General features: G+C 67.4%; 15 protein-coding genes. 5 read left to right on the forward strand and 10 right to left on the reverse strand.

The window, feature by feature from the left end; genetic code table 11:
* Positions 1–80: 80 nt before the first annotated feature.
* Both H4F99_RS01710 and dnaG read left to right on the forward strand, forming a co-directional pair.
* Positions 81–1004, forward strand: a complete 924-nt coding sequence (locus tag H4F99_RS01710; RefSeq protein ID WP_182667975.1) for a YhjD/YihY/BrkB family envelope integrity protein — start codon at positions 81–83, stop codon at positions 1002–1004.
* A gap of 38 nt (positions 1005–1042) precedes the next feature.
* Complete coding sequence (gene dnaG, locus H4F99_RS01715) at positions 1043–2803, forward strand: DNA primase (RefSeq protein WP_182667976.1); 1761 nt, start codon at positions 1043–1045, stop codon at positions 2801–2803.
* A 59-nt stretch (positions 2804–2862) separates the two neighbouring features.
* Here the strand turns inward: dnaG and H4F99_RS01720 are convergent, their stop codons facing one another.
* On the reverse strand, positions 2863–3756 hold the full coding sequence (locus H4F99_RS01720; RefSeq protein WP_182667977.1) for a calcium-binding protein: 894 nt from the start codon (positions 3754–3756) through the stop codon (positions 2863–2865).
* Positions 3757–3829: 73 nt separating this feature from the next.
* Between H4F99_RS01720 and H4F99_RS01725 the strand changes: the two genes are divergently transcribed.
* Positions 3830–5812, forward strand: coding sequence for a S9 family peptidase (locus H4F99_RS01725; protein ID WP_182667978.1), 1983 nt, complete (start codon positions 3830–3832; stop codon positions 5810–5812).
* 73 nt (positions 5813–5885) lie between these two features.
* A complete protein-coding gene (locus tag H4F99_RS01730) occupies positions 5886–6485 on the forward strand; it encodes a hypothetical protein (RefSeq protein ID WP_182667979.1) in 600 nt (199 codons plus the stop codon).
* A gap of 17 nt (positions 6486–6502) precedes the next feature.
* Here H4F99_RS01730 and cyoE read toward each other — a convergent pair whose 3' ends face one another.
* From cyoE to H4F99_RS01750, 4 genes are read right to left on the reverse strand one after another with little or no spacing between them, the layout of a single operon-like run.
* Positions 6503–7444: a heme o synthase gene (gene cyoE / locus H4F99_RS01735; protein WP_182667980.1), complete on the reverse strand. Its 942-nt coding sequence runs from the start codon at positions 7442–7444 to the stop codon at positions 6503–6505.
* Positions 7444–8595 (reverse strand): COX15/CtaA family protein, encoded by a 1152-nt coding sequence (locus H4F99_RS01740; RefSeq protein ID WP_182667981.1) that lies wholly within the window; start codon positions 8593–8595, stop codon positions 7444–7446. The genes cyoE and H4F99_RS01740 overlap by 1 nt, the downstream gene beginning before the upstream one ends.
* 23 nt (positions 8596–8618) lie before the next feature.
* The gene (locus tag H4F99_RS01745) at positions 8619–9188 is read right to left on the reverse strand and encodes a hypothetical protein (protein WP_182667982.1); all 570 of its coding nucleotides are present in this window, start codon (positions 9186–9188) and stop codon (positions 8619–8621) included.
* The gene (locus H4F99_RS01750; RefSeq protein ID WP_182667983.1) at positions 9185–9910 is read right to left on the reverse strand and encodes an SURF1 family cytochrome oxidase biogenesis protein; all 726 of its coding nucleotides are present in this window, start codon (positions 9908–9910) and stop codon (positions 9185–9187) included. The genes H4F99_RS01745 and H4F99_RS01750 overlap by 4 nt, the downstream gene beginning before the upstream one ends.
* 63 nt (positions 9911–9973) lie before the next feature.
* Here H4F99_RS01750 and H4F99_RS01755 point away from each other — a divergent pair, with 63 nt between their 5' ends.
* Positions 9974–10198 carry a twin transmembrane helix small protein gene (locus H4F99_RS01755; protein ID WP_182667984.1) on the forward strand — a complete coding sequence of 75 codons (225 nt, stop codon included), beginning with the start codon at positions 9974–9976 and terminating at the stop codon, positions 10196–10198.
* 125 nt (positions 10199–10323) lie between these two features.
* Here H4F99_RS01755 and H4F99_RS01760 read toward each other — a convergent pair whose 3' ends face one another.
* The 5 genes from H4F99_RS01760 to coxB form a co-directional block, all read right to left on the reverse strand.
* Positions 10324–11202 (reverse strand): cytochrome c oxidase subunit 3, encoded by an 879-nt coding sequence (locus H4F99_RS01760; protein ID WP_182667985.1) that lies wholly within the window; start codon positions 11200–11202, stop codon positions 10324–10326.
* 36 nt (positions 11203–11238) lie between these two features.
* Positions 11239–11799: a cytochrome c oxidase assembly protein gene (locus H4F99_RS01765; RefSeq protein ID WP_182668129.1), complete on the reverse strand. Its 561-nt coding sequence runs from the start codon at positions 11797–11799 to the stop codon at positions 11239–11241.
* Between the two features lie 38 nt (positions 11800–11837).
* The gene (locus H4F99_RS14540; protein ID WP_281369221.1) at positions 11838–11972 is read right to left on the reverse strand and encodes a hypothetical protein; all 135 of its coding nucleotides are present in this window, start codon (positions 11970–11972) and stop codon (positions 11838–11840) included.
* Between the two features lie 75 nt (positions 11973–12047).
* Complete coding sequence (gene ctaD / locus H4F99_RS01770; RefSeq protein WP_182667986.1) at positions 12048–13661, reverse strand: cytochrome c oxidase subunit I; 1614 nt, start codon at positions 13659–13661, stop codon at positions 12048–12050.
* A 27-nt stretch (positions 13662–13688) separates the two neighbouring features.
* Positions 13689–14594 (reverse strand): cytochrome c oxidase subunit II, encoded by a 906-nt coding sequence (gene coxB, locus H4F99_RS01775; RefSeq protein WP_182667987.1) that lies wholly within the window; start codon positions 14592–14594, stop codon positions 13689–13691.
* Positions 14595–14603: the final 9 nt, after the last annotated feature.

A 14603-nucleotide genomic window follows, 5' to 3' on the forward strand; every position in this document is an offset into this window, starting at 1 on the left:
CCGGCCCCGCTGCGGCGGCATCCGCGCGACGCTCACGCCGTGCCCGGGATACTGGCGCTCCACTCCTCCCGGACCCCGGCGTGACCGGTTATCCCCCCGCCCCGCCCAGCGCACCCGAGCTGCCGCACGCCCGCGTGGCGCGTCTGCGTACCCGGCTCGCCAGGAGTTTCCCGGCCCGGTTCGTGCAGCGCTTCTTCGAGGCGGATGTCCTCGCCCTCGCCGCGGCGCTGTCGTTCTATACCCTCCTCTCGCTGGCGCCACTGGTGGTGATCCTGCTGTGGCTGACGACGGCGCTGTACCCGAGCGCGCAGGATGAGTTCTTCCGCCAGATCGGCATGCTGGCCGGGCCGCAGGTGGAGTCGACCGCACGCCTGATCGTCGCCCACGCGCAGAGCGAGCCGGGCACCGGGTCCACCGCGGCCCTGCTGGGTACCGGTGCGCTGCTGCTGGGCGCCTCGGTGGTGTTCGGACAGCTGCAGGCCGCGCTCAACCGGGTTTTCCAGACCGACGAACGCCGGCTCGGCCTCGGGGCATGGATCCGCAAACGCCTGCTGTCATTCGGCATGGCGCTCGGCATGGGTTTCCTGCTGGTGGTCTCGATGGCGGTGCAGGCCGCCCTGAGCCTGGTCATGGCCTGGTTGCCGGACCTGCTGCCGGTGCTGGCCGCCAGCTTCTCCTTCGTGCTGTACGCGCTGGTGTTCGCCGCGATGTACCGCCTGCTGCCGGACCGTCCGGTGCATGGCCGGTTGGCGCTCATCGGCGGGGGACTGACCGCAGCGATGTTCATGATCGGCCGCTGGGCGATCGGCCTGTACCTGGGCCAGGCCACGCTCGGCAGTGCATACGGCCCGGCCGGGGGGCTGGTGGTCATGCTTGTCTGGCTGTACTACTGCGCCGTGGTGTTCCTCGCCGGCGCACTGATCACCGCGATGCTGGACGAAGCCGCCCAGGGAAGCGCGCCGGCCCCGTCCCCTGCCGGTCCTGCGGATCACGTGGCATCCTAGCGGGCCACAGTCAGGCGCCGTCCACCCGGACAGGACCGATGGCCCGCATCCCCGACGCCTTCATCGACGACCTCCTCGCGCGCACCGACATCGTCGAGCTGATCAACGCGCGCGTGCCGCTGAAGCGGCAGGGCAAGGAGTACTCGGCACGCTGCCCGTTCCACGACGAGCGCTCGCCGAGCTTCACGGTGTCGCCGAACAAGCAGTTCTACCATTGCTTCGGCTGCGGTGCGCACGGGACCGCGCTGAAGTTCCTGATGGAATACGACCGCCTGGAGTTCCTCGACGCAGTCGAGGAGCTCGCGCGCGCGGCGGGGATGGAGGTACCGCGCGACACCCACCAGCGCAACGCCAATCCCGATACCCAGGCAACGTACGAAGTCCTCGACGCGAGCGCGCGCTTCTTCCGCCAGCAACTCGCCGGCTCCGCCGAGGCACGCGCCTACCTGGACGGCCGCGGCGTCGATGCCGCGACCCGCGAACGCTTCGGCATCGGCTATGCGCCGACCGGGTTCAATGCGCTGCGCGATGCGCTCGGCGGCAGCGCGGACAAGCTTCGCCTGCTCGAACGCGGCGGCATGCTGTCGCGCAACGACGGCGGCCGCGTCTACGACAAGTTCCGCGACCGGGTGATGTTCCCGATCCTCGACCGACGCGGCCGCACCATTGCGTTCGGCGGTCGTGTCATGCGCAAGGAAGACACGCCCAAGTACCTGAACTCGCCGGAGACGCCGCTGTTCCACAAGGGCCGCGAGCTCTACGGCCTGTGGCAGGTACGGCAGGCGCACGGACAGATCCCGCACATCGTGGTGGTCGAGGGTTACATGGACGTGGTGGCGCTGTTCCAGCACGGCGTCGACACCGCGGTGGCGACGCTCGGCACCGCGACCACGCCGGACCATGCCGAGCTGCTGTTCCGCAACGCGCCGGACGTGTACTTCTGCTTCGATGGCGACCGTGCCGGCCGCGCGGCGGCCTGGAAGGCGCTGGAGTCGGTAACGCCGCGCATGAAGGACGGCCGGCAGGCGTTCTTCCTGTTCCTGCCGGATGGCGAAGACCCGGACTCGCTGGTGCGGCAGGAAGGCGCGGACGGCTTCCAGGCCCGGCTCAAGGCGGCGACGCCGCTCTCCGATTTCCTGTTCGATTCGCTGGGCGCGGACGTGAATCTGGCGACGCTGGAAGGCAAGGGCCGGCTGGTCGAGCGCGCCAAACCGCTGCTGGCGCAGATCCCCGATGGTGCCTTCGCCGATCTGATGGCGCAGCGCCTGACCGCACTCACCGGTGTCGGCGGACGCAGCGCTCCGCCGCAGGTCCATGTCCCGCCGCGACGCGCGCGTGCCGGCGCGACACCCGTCGCCAAACGCAGTCTCGTGCGTGGCGTGATTGCCCTCCTGCTCCAGCATCCGCCGCTGGCGCTGGAGTTGCTGCCGCCCTACCGTTTCGCGCCGTTGCGCCAACCCGGCGTGCCGCTGCTGTGCGAGCTGTTGCAGCAGGTCTACGAACGCCCCGACATCGGCACTGGCAGCCTGATCGAACACTTCGCCGGTCGCGACGAGCACGCCCCCCTGCAGAAGCTGGCCTCGCAGTCGCTGCCCGGCGAGGAAGCCGCCTGGCGGACCGAGTTCCACGAAGCGGTGGCCCGCCTCGAGCATCAGACCCTGCTACAACGACGCGAGGAGCTCTGGAACAAGATGCGTGCGGCGGGCAACTCCGCGCTGTCGGTCGAGGAGAAGCAGGAACTCAGCCAGACGCTGGCCGCGCTATGGCGCGATCGCAAGGGCAGGGCTCACGACGGCTAGTTCGACAGCTTGCTCGAGAATCACCGCCGCTCGAACCACGATCGCGACAATGGCAGCGATCAGCCGGATGGATCGATCAGTCGTGCCGGGCTGAAACGGGGCAGGACCAGCCAGTAGTGATACGGCGTGTCGCTCGTGACCTCGTTGCGTCCGATGCTCGCGTTGCCGGTGCGGACCTCGCTTGGTCCGCAGTGCCCCCCTCGGCACGCCCAGTATTGGCCTTCCAGCGCATCGATACGCACCGTGAAGGGTGCCAGATCGGAGAGATAAGACGTCATCGGAGTCTGGCATTGCGGGCAATACACTGGCTTGAATGCCATTGCATGCACGTTCCCGGTCAATACCAACAACCTTCCCGTTTCCGGAAGTGCCCGGTAAGCATTGCGCAGGTTCATCGCCATCGCGGCGTCACGTGATTCGGAACCCCGCGTCCAGCGACCCGTATCGAAAGGGAAGATCGCAACATCGTGTCCCGTCGCGCGCAGCGCTCGCATGGCTTCGATCAGATCGAGCATGTCCTCGCTGCGGCGGCCGTCGTTGCGCTCGCTCGGCACGTTCCAGGCCTCCCGCTGCCGCATTTCATGGCGGAGACGATCGCCTGGACCGGACATGTACCGTTTCAGTATGGCGTGCTCGTCCTGGTCGACCTCAAGCGCGAGGAGCAAAGGCCCGCGATCGGCGTAGCTTCGTGCCACCGCCCCCACGAAAGCGGGCGTTTCGCGGGTGCCGTGCGTTTCGCCGATGACGATCAGCCGATGATTTCCAGCTGCGGCAATCAGTTCGTCCGCAGCCCGGTCCATCGCTCCATCGAATGCCCACAGCGCCAGCGGCAACTGCAACAACAGCAACATGCAGCCCAGCAAGACCATGGTCCGGGAAGCTCTTGGTGCATCCATGCGACACCCTCGATTCATGCCAGCGATGAATACCGACCTGTGGCCAATCTTGTCCATCTCAAGTCCGGCTTTCCCAAACGCGACCGACGTACTCGCGTTACTCTCGACCCGTCCTGATGGGGAGACCGATATGCCGATACGCCATACCTGCCTGCTGACCGCCCTGGTCTTCGCCGGCCTTGCACCTGCCTTTGCCCAGTCCACGCGCGAGGCCGTCCGCGAGGAGGTGGGCAACCGCGTCAGCGAGAACATCCCTGCGATCCCGGCCGAACTCGTCGACCGCCTCAACCGCTACCAGAACACCCGCGGCGCCACCGCGAGTGGCTGGACCCGCGACGGTTGCCTGCTGTTGGGCACCCGGTTCTCGGAGACCTCGCAGGTCCATCGCGCCTGCCAGCCGATGGGGATGCGCGAGCAGCTCACCTTCTATCCCGAGCCGGTGCCCGGCGTCCTCCCTGCACCGGCGGCATCGGGACGCGATGGCTTCGTGTTCTCGAAGGACGTGGGCGGCGACGAATTCTCGCAACTCCACTGGTTCGACCTGCAGACCCGCGAAGTCAGCCTGCTGACCGACGGCAAGCGCTCGCAGAACCGGGGCGCGCTCTTCTCGGACGATGGACGGCAGCTCGCTTACAGCAGCACGTCGCGCAACGGCAAGGACACCGACATCTGGGTGCGCGACATGCAGACGGGCGCGGCCCGCGCGGTCGTCACCGAGGGCGGCAGCTGGTTCCCGCTGGACTTCTCGCCGGATGGCAAACGCCTGCTGGTCAGTCGCTATGTCTCGATCGCCGAGTCGCACCCCGGCGAGGTCGACGTCGCCAGCGGCAAATTGACGCTGTTCCCGGTCGACGGTGGCCAGGCGGCCTTCGGCGGCTTCGCCTATGCACCGGACGGCGAATCGGTCTACTACGTGTCCGACGAGGCGCTGGACGGCCAGGCGCAGGAGTTCCTCACGCTGCGCCACCACGAGCCGCGCAGTGGCCGCCTCGAGGTGCTCAGCGCCGACATTCCATGGGACGTCAGCGAGTTCACCGTGTCCGACGACGGGCGCCACCTCGCGTTCGTCACCAACGAGGACGGCATCGGCAAGCTGCGCGTGCTCGCCCTGCCCTCGCACCGGCCGGTGGCCCTTCCTGACCTGCCGGTGGGCCTCGCCTATGGGCTGTCGTTCTCGCCCGACGGTTCGAAGCTTGCGCTCAGCCTCAATAGCGCGACCTCGCCCAGCGACGCCTACGTGATCGACCTGGCCGATCGCTCGCTGGCCCGCTGGACGCGCAGCGAGGTTGGTGGCCTGGATGCCGACACCTTCGTCGCTCCGACGCTGGTGCACTTCCCGACCTTCGACGAAGTCGATGGCGCCCCGCGCATGATCCCGGCCTTCTACTACCGTCCGGCGAACATCCCGGCCGGGACGAAGCTGCCGGTGGTGGTGCAGATCCACGGCGGTCCCGAGAGCCAGGCACGCCCGGTGTTCAGCCCGACGACGCAGTTCCTCGTCAACGAGCTCGGCATGGCGGTGCTGGTGCCGAACGTGCGGGGCTCGGCGGGCTATGGCAAGACCTACCTCGCACTCGACAATGCGGCGAAGCGCGAGGATTCGGTGCGCGACATCGGGGCCCTGCTCGACTGGGTGGGCACCCGGCCGGAACTGGATGCCGGTCGCGTCGGTGTCTACGGTGGCAGTTACGGCGGCTACATGGTGCTGGCGTCGATGATGCATTACCCGGAGCGGATCCGCGCCGGCGTCGACATCGTCGGCATCTCGCATTTCGGCACCTTCCTCAAGAACACCGAGGACTACCGCCGCCACCTGCGCCGCGCCGAGTACGGCGACGAGACGGATCCGGCAATGGCCGCGATCTTCGACGAAATCTCGCCACTCAACGGCGCCTCGAAGATCACCTCGCCGCTGTTCGTCGCCCAGGGCAAGAACGATCCGCGCGTGCCGTGGACCGAGGCCGAGCAGATCGTCGGCGCGGTGCGGGGCAATGGCCAGCCGGTCTGGTACCTGCTGTTCAACGATGAAGGCCACGGCTTCCGCAAGAAGACCAACAGCGACTACTTCACCGCGGCAACGGTCCTGTTCTGGCAGCAGCACCTGCTGCCCTGAGCCACGGCACATTCGCCCTTCGATCACGGCCGGCATGCCAGTCTTGCCGGCCAGTCCCGCACGGAACCCACACATGCGCCTGCTAGCCTCCAGCCTCCTGGTCATCGGCGGCCTCGCCCTTGCCGCCTGCAGCGAACCGGCCACCCCGGATACGACACCCGCACCGGCGGCCGCGCCGTCCGACGCGCTCGAGACGCCCCCACCGATCGATGCCTCGCCGACGGCGGAAACGCCTGCCGAAGCGCCCGTCGCCTATGGCGATGAAGCGGGCGCGCAGGCCGCGGTGGCGGCCTATCTCGAACAGGAAGGCGCGGAGGCGGACACCCGTCACCGCGATGCACGGGTCGACCTGGACGGCGACGGCCAGGACGACCTGCTGGTCTACCTGGAGGATCCGTATTTCTGCGGCTCCGGCGGCTGCAGCCTGGTGGTGTTCCGCAACGAGGGCGCCACCTTCACGAAGGTGGCATCGACGTCGGTGACTCGCAGTCCGATCGCCGTCGGCGCGGCCGGCCCGGCGGGTTGGCGCGAGCTCTACGTCAGCATCGGCGGTGGTGGCGGCGCCTCCGGCGTGGTCCGGCTGGTGCATGAAGGCGGCGGGTATCCGGGCAACCCCAGCACCCTCCCGGTCGTCGATTCGATGCCGGACGACGCCCGCATCGTCATCGACTGACGCCGTGCCGCCCGGCGTCAGTCGGGCGTGAACTCCAGCGCCGCGGCCGGTTCGAGCCAGGGCAGCAACCAATGGTCGACCAGCAGGAAGGCGAACAGCGCCATCAGGTAGACGATGGAGTAGTTGAAGACCCGCATCGCGAAGAACTCGTCGGGCGGGTCCATCAATTTCCAGGCGTACCAGAGGAACACCAGGCCCAGCACCAGCGCACCGCCCAGGTAGAACAGGCCGCTCATGCCGAACACCACCGGCAGCACGCTGACCACGACCAGCAGCACGGTGTAGAACAGGATCTGCCAGCGCGTGTACTGCACGCCATGGGTAACGGGCAACATCGGCACCAGCGCCCGGGCGTAGTCCTCGCGGCGGAAGATGGCCAGCGCCCAGAAGTGCGGCGGGGTCCACACGAAGATGATCAGCACGAGCAACAGCGCGTGCGCCCAGTCCCACTCGCCCTGCATGCCCGTCACCGCGGCCCAGCCGAGCAGCGGCGGGGCCGCGCCGGCGATCCCGCCAATGACGATGTTCTGGGGTGTCGCGCGCTTCAGGAACACCGTGTAGACGACCGCGTAACCGATCAGCGACGCGAAGGTCAACGCGGCCGTGACCGGATTGACCCACAGCACCAGGATCGCCATCGAGAGCGCGGCGAGGCAGAGCGCGAACGCCAGCGCGCGCATCGGGGTGATCTGGCCGACGACGATCGGTCGCCAGGCGGTCCGTGCCATCTTCGCGTCGATGCGTGAATCGAGGAGCTGGTTGATCGCCGCGGCGCTGGACGCGGCCAGCCAGATCCCGAGGAAGCCCAGCACCGACTCTTTCAGCGGCGGCAGGCCGGGCACCGCGAGGAACATCCCGACCAGGGCCGTGAACACGATCAACGCGACGACCCGCGGTTTGGTCAGGTCCCAGTATTGCTTCGCCGTGGTCGCGAAGCCCTCGTGCACGGGCCGGGCCATCAGTGCTCCGGCGCCTCGATGCGGGCGAGCAGCGACACCATGCCGAACAGCAGCAGCAGCGCACCGGCGTTGTGCATCACGGCCACGACCAGCGGGAGGCCGAGCTTGACGTTGGCGATGCCCAGGGCCACCTGCACGACCGCCATCACCAGCAGGAACACGCCCCAGCTCCGGACCCCGGGCAGGCGGACGAGGCGGGCCGCGAACGCCAGGAGGTACGCGAACACGACCAGCGCCATCAGCCGGTGCGCAAGCTGGATGGCAATGCGCGCCTCGCCGTCGAGGATGCCGCCTTCGTAGTCGACGCCAATACCGCGCCAGAGCACGAAGGCCTCGCCGAAGTCATGCCGGGGCCACCATTGGCCGACGCAGGTCGGGAAGTCGTTCCCGCAGGCCAGCGCCGCGTAGTTGGCGCTCGTCCAGCCGCCCAGCGCGATCTGCACGCCAAGCAGCAGCAGGCCCACGAACAGCCATCGCCGCAATTGCGGTGCGTCGGCGCTGCGGATGGGTGCGTCCGTCGCCTTCCAGGCCATCCACAGCAGCAGCGAGAAGGTCAGCAGGCCGCCCAGCAGGTGGCCCATCACCACGATCGGTTTGAGCAGCCATGTCACCGTCCACATGCCCAGCAGGGCCTGGAAGATGATGACCGCGAGGGTCAGCGCGGAGACCCGTGCGAGGTCGGCATTGGTCCAACGCAGGGCCGCGAACAGCAACACGGCCTCGCCCAGGATCGCGAGGGCAGAGGCCGCCACGTGCTCGCCATGCATGTACAACGGGATCGCGACCGCGACCAGCCCGGCGGCCGCCAGCACCTGCGCCATGCCGAAGCGTCGCTTGCGCGCGGCAAGCAGGGCCAGTGCGAACACCAGCAGCCCGAGGGTGGCCGCCAGGTGACGGTGCACCTGCTCGCGCCAGGCCTTGTGGGATTCGAACGGGCGGATCGCACTGGCCGCATGGTCGACCGCGTCGGCGGTTGCACCGGGCCAGGTGGCGCGTCCATAACAGGTGGGCCAGTCCGGGCAGCTCAGCCCGGCATTGGACAGGCGCACGAAGGCACCGAACACGATCACGCAGGTGGCCAACGCGATCGCCAACCAGGCGATGCGGTGGAAGTGCTTGGAATAAGCGGCGGCCTTGAAGGCTTTGTTCATGGATCGGGCCCTGTTCCGGCGGCTCAGCGCAGCTTGAGCAGCTTGACGAGGTCCTTGCGCAAGCCAGCGGGATCGAAGCCCGGAGCGTAACGCAGAACGACGAACCCGTTCGGATCGATGACATAGACCGGCACGCCGGCGGCATCCGCGGGCAGCGCGGGAAGGCGATCGCGCAGGCCACCATCGTCGACGATCTCCACGAGCGTGCCCGGCCGCTCGCTGCCCTCGGGCCACTCGCCCAGCCAGAGGACGTGCACGCGTTCGCTGTCCTTGTTGAACAGCGCCCACACCAGCTCCAGCTGGCCGGCGACGTCGGCGCAGGCGGCCTCGCAGCCCGGCGGCGGAACCGCGACCATGCGCCAGGTGCGCGCCTCGGGCTGCCACGCATACGCGCTGCCGTCGGCGGCACGCGGTCGTGCATCGCGTGCGTCCAGAGCCGGCTGCAGCAGTTCGCCGTGGTTCTTCATGCCTTCCGGCTGCCAGCCCGAGAAACGCAGCAATCCGGCCACCGCCATGCTGCCGAAGAACATCACCGCGATCAGCACGAGGAAGGTGCGATTGCGGTTGCGCTTGGCGGTATCGATCTCGTTCATGGCGTCGTTCGTTTCTTCTTGAATGTCAGGATCAGGGCCGTCGCAAGGACGGTGAGCGCCAGCCCGAACCATTGCACCGCATAGCCGCGGTGCTTGTCGGGCGGCAGGGTATTGGGCAGCAGCACCAGGTCGCGCGTGTAACCCAGCGGGAGCGCCGGATCCAGACGCAGCACGCGCGGCGCAAGCGACTCACCCAGGTCGAGTGCGCGTGCGATGGCATCCATGTCGACCCGGGTCAGTAGCCATGCGTCGCCTTCGCGCGCCATCGCCGGCCCGAGCGCCAGGCCGGCCGAGGGCGGCGCCGACAACAGGCCGCCGAGCCGTTGGGTGCCGGACGGAAGCCCGATGTCCGGCATCTCGCGTTGTCCGCCGATCGGGAGCCAGCCCAGGTCGACCAGCAGGCGCTGCCCGGACTCCGGCTGGAACACCCGATAGGCGCGCACGCCGACGCGCCCCTCGTGCTGATGGTTGTCGAGCAGCAGCGGCGCGCGGTCCAGGAACTCACCGCGGCCTTCCGCCCAATCGTATGCGTGTCGACGCTCCGGATCGGCCGCTGCCTCGAGCCCACGCGGGACACGCCGGGCCAGGACCTCGGCGGCGGCGTCGAGCATGGCCTGCTTCTCGACCGCCCGCCGCGACTGCCACGTGCCGAGGCTCGTGAACAGGACGATCGCCGCGACGGCCAGCGTCCAGCCGACCAGCAGGTGGCCTCGACGGGTCACGAACGACCCGCCGCCTGCGATAATTCCAGCTTCCCCACGACCTGTCGCCGATCGGAGTCCGCCTTGAACGATTCGCTGAAGACCCTGGTGATCATCGCCTTCCTGATCATCATTCTCTGGAACCTCGGCGCCGGGCTGTACTACATGCTCGTGGACAAGAGCGACAGCAAGCGCACCGTGAACGCGTTGACCAGGCGCATCGCCGTGTCCGTGGCGCTGATCCTGCTGGTCGTGCTCGCCCAGTACATGGGCTGGATCGAATTCCACGGCGTCGGCCGGAATCCCTGAGCCGCCGCCGGGGCACCGCGGCAGCGTGTCCGCTTAAAGCAAAAAGGCGACGGCAGGCCGTCGCTTTCCGGCGCAGATCCGGGACCCGCATCGGCGAGTCCCGGACCGGGCTGTCCTGCCGGGGGTTACAGCACGTAGACGAACAGGAACAGGCCGAGCCAGACCACGTCGACGAAGTGCCAGTACCAGGCGACCGCTTCGAACGCGAAGTGGTTGTCCTTCGTGAAATGGCCCTTCAGGCAGCGGAACCAGATCACCGCGAGCATGATCGTACCCAGGGTGACGTGGGCACCGTGGAAGCCGGTCAGCATGAAGAACGTGGACCCGTAGATACCCGAGCCGAGGGTCAGGTTCAGGTCGCGGTAGGCGTGGATGTACTCCTCCGCCTGGAAGAACAGGAACACGCAACCCAGCAACACGGTCAGCCCGAGGAACAGCAGCAGCTGGGCACGATGCCCGGCCTTCAGGGCGTGGTGCGCGATGGTGACGGTCACGCCCGACGTCAGCAGGATCATCGTGTTCAACAGCGGCAGGCCCCAGGCCGGGATCGTCTGGAACTCGCCGCCGATGGTGCCGGGGCCATTGGTCGGCCAGGCGTTGCTGAAGCTGTTCCACAGCAGGCTGTGGGTCATGACCCCGTCGCCCTCGCCACCCAGCCACGGCAGGGCAAGCTGGCGCGCGTAGAACAGCGCACCGAAGAAGGCGCCGAAGAACATCACCTCCGAGAAGATGAACCACACCATGCCCATGCGGAACGAGGTGTCGACCTGCTTGTTGTAATGGCCCGCGACGGACTCGCGGATCACGTCGCCGAACCAGCCGAACAGGACGCCACACAGCAGCGCGATGCCGACGAAGAAGCTGATCGGACCCCAGCTGACCTCGTTCATCCAGCTGGCGATGCCGATCATGGTCACGAACAGCGCGATCGAGCCGAGGAACGGCCAGCGGCTGCTGTGCGGGACGAAATAGACGTTGGCGTCTGGCGAGTGGGCTTGGGCCATGGCGACGGTTCCGTTCTTGGCTGGAGCGATTGCAGGTCAGGGCGCGGCGCGCGGGGACTGGGCCGTGTTCCCGTGCGGGGATGCGGCAGCCTGTTCCGCGGTGAGCGCGTCGTTCTTGAAGAAAGTGTAGGACAAGGTGACCGTCTTGACGTCGGCCGGCAGGTCCGGATCGATGATGAAACGCACCGGCATGTCGCGGGTTTCCCCGGCCTGCAGCGTCTGCGCGGTGAAACAGAAACACTCGGTCTTGTTGAAATAGCCCGACGCACGTGCCGGCGCCACCGACGGCACAGCGCTACCGACGATCATCCGCTCGCTGTTGTTGTGCGCATAGTAGGTGGTGTCGTAGGGCTGGCCGACCTGCACGCGCATCGTCGCCTGGTTCGGGTGGAAGGCCCAGGGCAGCTTGGAATTGACGCCACCATCGAACTCGACCGTTACCCAGCGCGCCTCGGCATCGGCCATTGCGCGGTCCTCGGAGGCGGTCCGCTCGAGGCGGATCCCGAAGACCTTTTCACAGGCGATCCGGTACAGCGGCACCAGCGCGAAGGACAGGCCGAACGCACATACGCCGACGCCGACCATGATGGCCGCCATCCGCGCGGTCGCGTTGCGGCGCTGGCCGTCGTGTCCGCTCACAGGTTCACCGCGCCGCTGACGAGGAAGGCGACGTATACGCCCACCGCGACCAGCGCCACCCACACGGCCGTACGCCGCGCCGCCTTGCGGCGTGCGTCGAGGTCGCTGCGGGGGTCGACAGGTGCGGTCATCTCGTCGGGTCTACTCGTTTCCTGCGGGGGTGGGATGCCCGCCGCTGCGGTGCGGGCATCGTCCGTTGGCGTGGCTCAGTGCGTGACGTCGCCGTGGGCCAGGTCGCCGTCCTTGATGACCGGCGGCGTGCTGAAGGTGTGGTGCGGCGCCGGGCTCGGCACGGTCCACTCCAGGCCCTTCGCCCCTTCCCAGGCACGCGCTTCGGCCTTGGCACCGACCTTCTTCGAACGCCACAGGATGAACGCCATCATGAAGGGCGTCACGAACATGCCGAACGCACCGATCGAGCTGACCAGGTTCCAGTCCGCGAACACCACGTTGTAGTCCGGGATGCGGCGCGGCATGCCGGCCAGGCCCAGGAAGTGCTGCGGGAAGAACAGCAGGTTGACGAAGACCATCGTCCACCAGAAGTGGAACTTCGCCATGCCCTCGTTGTACATGCGGCCGGTCCACTTCGGCCACCAGTAGTAGACGGCGGCGATGATGGAGAACAGCGCGCCGGTCACCAGCACGTAGTGGAAGTGCGCGACCACGAAGTAGGTGTCGTGGTACTGGAAGTCGGCCGGGACGATGGCCAGCATCAGGCCCGAGAACCCACCGATGGTGAACAGGATCACGAAGGCGATCGCCCACAGCATCGGCGATTCGAAGGAGATCGAGCCGCGCCACATAGTGGTGACCCAGTTGAACACCTTCACGCCGGTCGGGATCGCGATCAGCATCGTCGCGAACATGAAGTAGATCTCGCCACCCAACGGCATGCCGACGGTGAACATGTGGTGCGCCCACACGATGAACGAGAGGAAGGCGATCGACGCGGTCGCGTACACCATGGCCTGGTAGCCGAACAGCGGCTTGCGGCTGAAGGTCGGGATGATCTCCGACACCACGCCGAAGGCCGGCAGGATCATGATGTAGACCTCGGGGTGGCCGAAGAACCAGAAGATGTGCTGGTACATCACCGGGTCGCCGCCGCCGGCCGCGTTGAAGAAGCTGGTCGCGAAGAACTTGTCGGTCAGCAGCATGGTGACCGCGCCCGCCAGCACCGGCATCACCGCGATCAGCAGGAACGCAGTGATCAGCCAGGTCCAGCAGAAGATCGGCATCTTCAGCAGGTCGATGCCCGGCGCGCGCATGTTCAGCACGGTCGCGATGACGTTGATCGCGCCCATGATCGAGCTGATGCCCATCATGTGGATGGCGAAGATCACGAAGGCGACGTTGTTGCCGCCCTGCAGCGACAGCGGCGGGTACAGGGTCCAGCCGCCGGCGGGGCCGCCGCCCGGCAGGAACAGCGTCATCAGCAGCAGGCTGAAGGCGAACGGCAGGATCCAGAACGACCAGTTGTTCATGCGCGGCAGCGCCATGTCCGGCGCGCCGATCTGCAGCGGGATCATCCAGTTGGCCAGGCCGACGAAGGCCGGCATCACGCCGCCGAAGATCATCACCAGCGCGTGCATCGTCGTCATCGAGTTGAAGAACTCGGGACTGACGTGCTGCAGGCCGGGGTGCGCCAGCTCGGTGCGGATGATCACGCTCATCGCCGCGCCGACGATGAACATGATGAAGCTGAACACCATGTACAGCGTGCCGATGTCCTTGTGGTTCGTCGAGAAGAACCAACGCTCGATGAAGCCCTGCTTGTGGGCGTGGTCGTCGTGGTGGGTGTCAGCGTGGGTGACGGCCATGGCCTAACCTCGGAAGTAATTCGGGAATCAGCCGGCGACGGCCGCGTCGGCGGCGTCGGCAGCGGCGGTTTCGGTGCTGGGGGCGCCGGTGGCCGGGACAGTCGCGGTCGCCGGGGCATCGGCCTGCTTCTGCTCGTCCAGCCAGGCCCGATATTCCTCGGGGCTCACCGCCTTGACCACGATCGGCATGAAGCCGTGGTCCTTGCCGCACAGTTCGGCGCACTGGCCACGGTAGATGCCCGGCTCGTCGATCTGGGTCCAAGCCTCGTTGACGATGCCCGGGATCGCGTCCTGCTTCCAGCCCAGTGCCGGCACCCACCACGCATGGATCACGTCATCGGCGGTGATCACGAAGCGGATCTTGGTGCCGGTCGGCAACACCAGCATGTTGTCGACGTCGAGCAGGTAGTGCTCATGGTCGGCCGTGGTCGGGACGATGCCGCTCTGGCGGATTTCCTCGCTCTTGCGGTCGAGCCGGCTGGTGAAGCCCACGTCCTCGCCGAGGTAGTCGTACTTCCACATCCACTGGAAGCCGGTGATCTTCACCGTCATCTCGGCCTCGCGGGTGTCGTACATGTCGATCAGCTTGCTGGTGGCCGGGAAGGCCATGATCACCAGCAGCAGCACCGGGACGACGGTCCAGACGATCTCGAGCTTCGTGCTGTGGGTGAAGCTGGTGTCCGGCTTGGCGCCCTTGGAGTGGCGGAACGCGAACATCGCATAGCCCATCGCACCGAAGACGAGCAGGCCGATCGCGATGCAGATCCACAGGGCCAGCATGTGGGCCTCATAGGCGTTCTGCGACAGGTGGGTCACGCCGCGGCCCATGTTCAGCTGCCACGGCTTGGGATCCGCCGCCTGCGCCTGTGCAAGCACCGGCAGTGCCATGACGGCGATACCCGCTGCCCACTGCTTGAAACAACCGGCTTTCATCAGATTCGA

Origin of the sequence: Marilutibacter penaei (assembly GCF_014145395.1) — a bacterium.
Classification (GTDB): domain Bacteria; phylum Pseudomonadota; class Gammaproteobacteria; order Xanthomonadales; family Xanthomonadaceae; genus Marilutibacter; species Marilutibacter penaei.

Bases quoted from the DNA above. Each gene is read 5' to 3' on its own strand.
- dnaG (WP_182667976.1), top strand. From the start codon at position 1,043: ATGGCCCGCATCCCCGACGCCTTCATCGACGACCTCCTCGCGCGCACC.
- H4F99_RS01720 (WP_182667977.1), bottom strand. From the start codon at position 3,756: ATGGACAAGATTGGCCACAGGTCGGTATTCATCGCTGGCATGAATCGA.
- H4F99_RS01725 (WP_182667978.1), top strand. From the start codon at position 3,830: ATGCCGATACGCCATACCTGCCTGCTGACCGCCCTGGTCTTCGCCGGC.
- H4F99_RS01730 (WP_182667979.1), top strand. From the start codon at position 5,886: ATGCGCCTGCTAGCCTCCAGCCTCCTGGTCATCGGCGGCCTCGCCCTT.
- cyoE (WP_182667980.1), bottom strand. From the start codon at position 7,444: ATGGCCCGGCCCGTGCACGAGGGCTTCGCGACCACGGCGAAGCAATAC.
- H4F99_RS01740 (WP_182667981.1), bottom strand. From the start codon at position 8,595: ATGAACAAAGCCTTCAAGGCCGCCGCTTATTCCAAGCACTTCCACCGC.
- H4F99_RS01745 (WP_182667982.1), bottom strand. From the start codon at position 9,188: ATGAACGAGATCGATACCGCCAAGCGCAACCGCAATCGCACCTTCCTC.
- H4F99_RS01760 (WP_182667985.1), bottom strand. From the start codon at position 11,202: ATGGCCCAAGCCCACTCGCCAGACGCCAACGTCTATTTCGTCCCGCAC.
- H4F99_RS01765 (WP_182668129.1), bottom strand. From the start codon at position 11,799: ATGGCGGCCATCATGGTCGGCGTCGGCGTATGTGCGTTCGGCCTGTCC.
- H4F99_RS14540 (WP_281369221.1), bottom strand. From the start codon at position 11,972: ATGACCGCACCTGTCGACCCCCGCAGCGACCTCGACGCACGCCGCAAG.
- ctaD (WP_182667986.1), bottom strand. From the start codon at position 13,661: ATGGCCGTCACCCACGCTGACACCCACCACGACGACCACGCCCACAAG.
- coxB (WP_182667987.1), bottom strand. From the start codon at position 14,594: ATGAAAGCCGGTTGTTTCAAGCAGTGGGCAGCGGGTATCGCCGTCATG.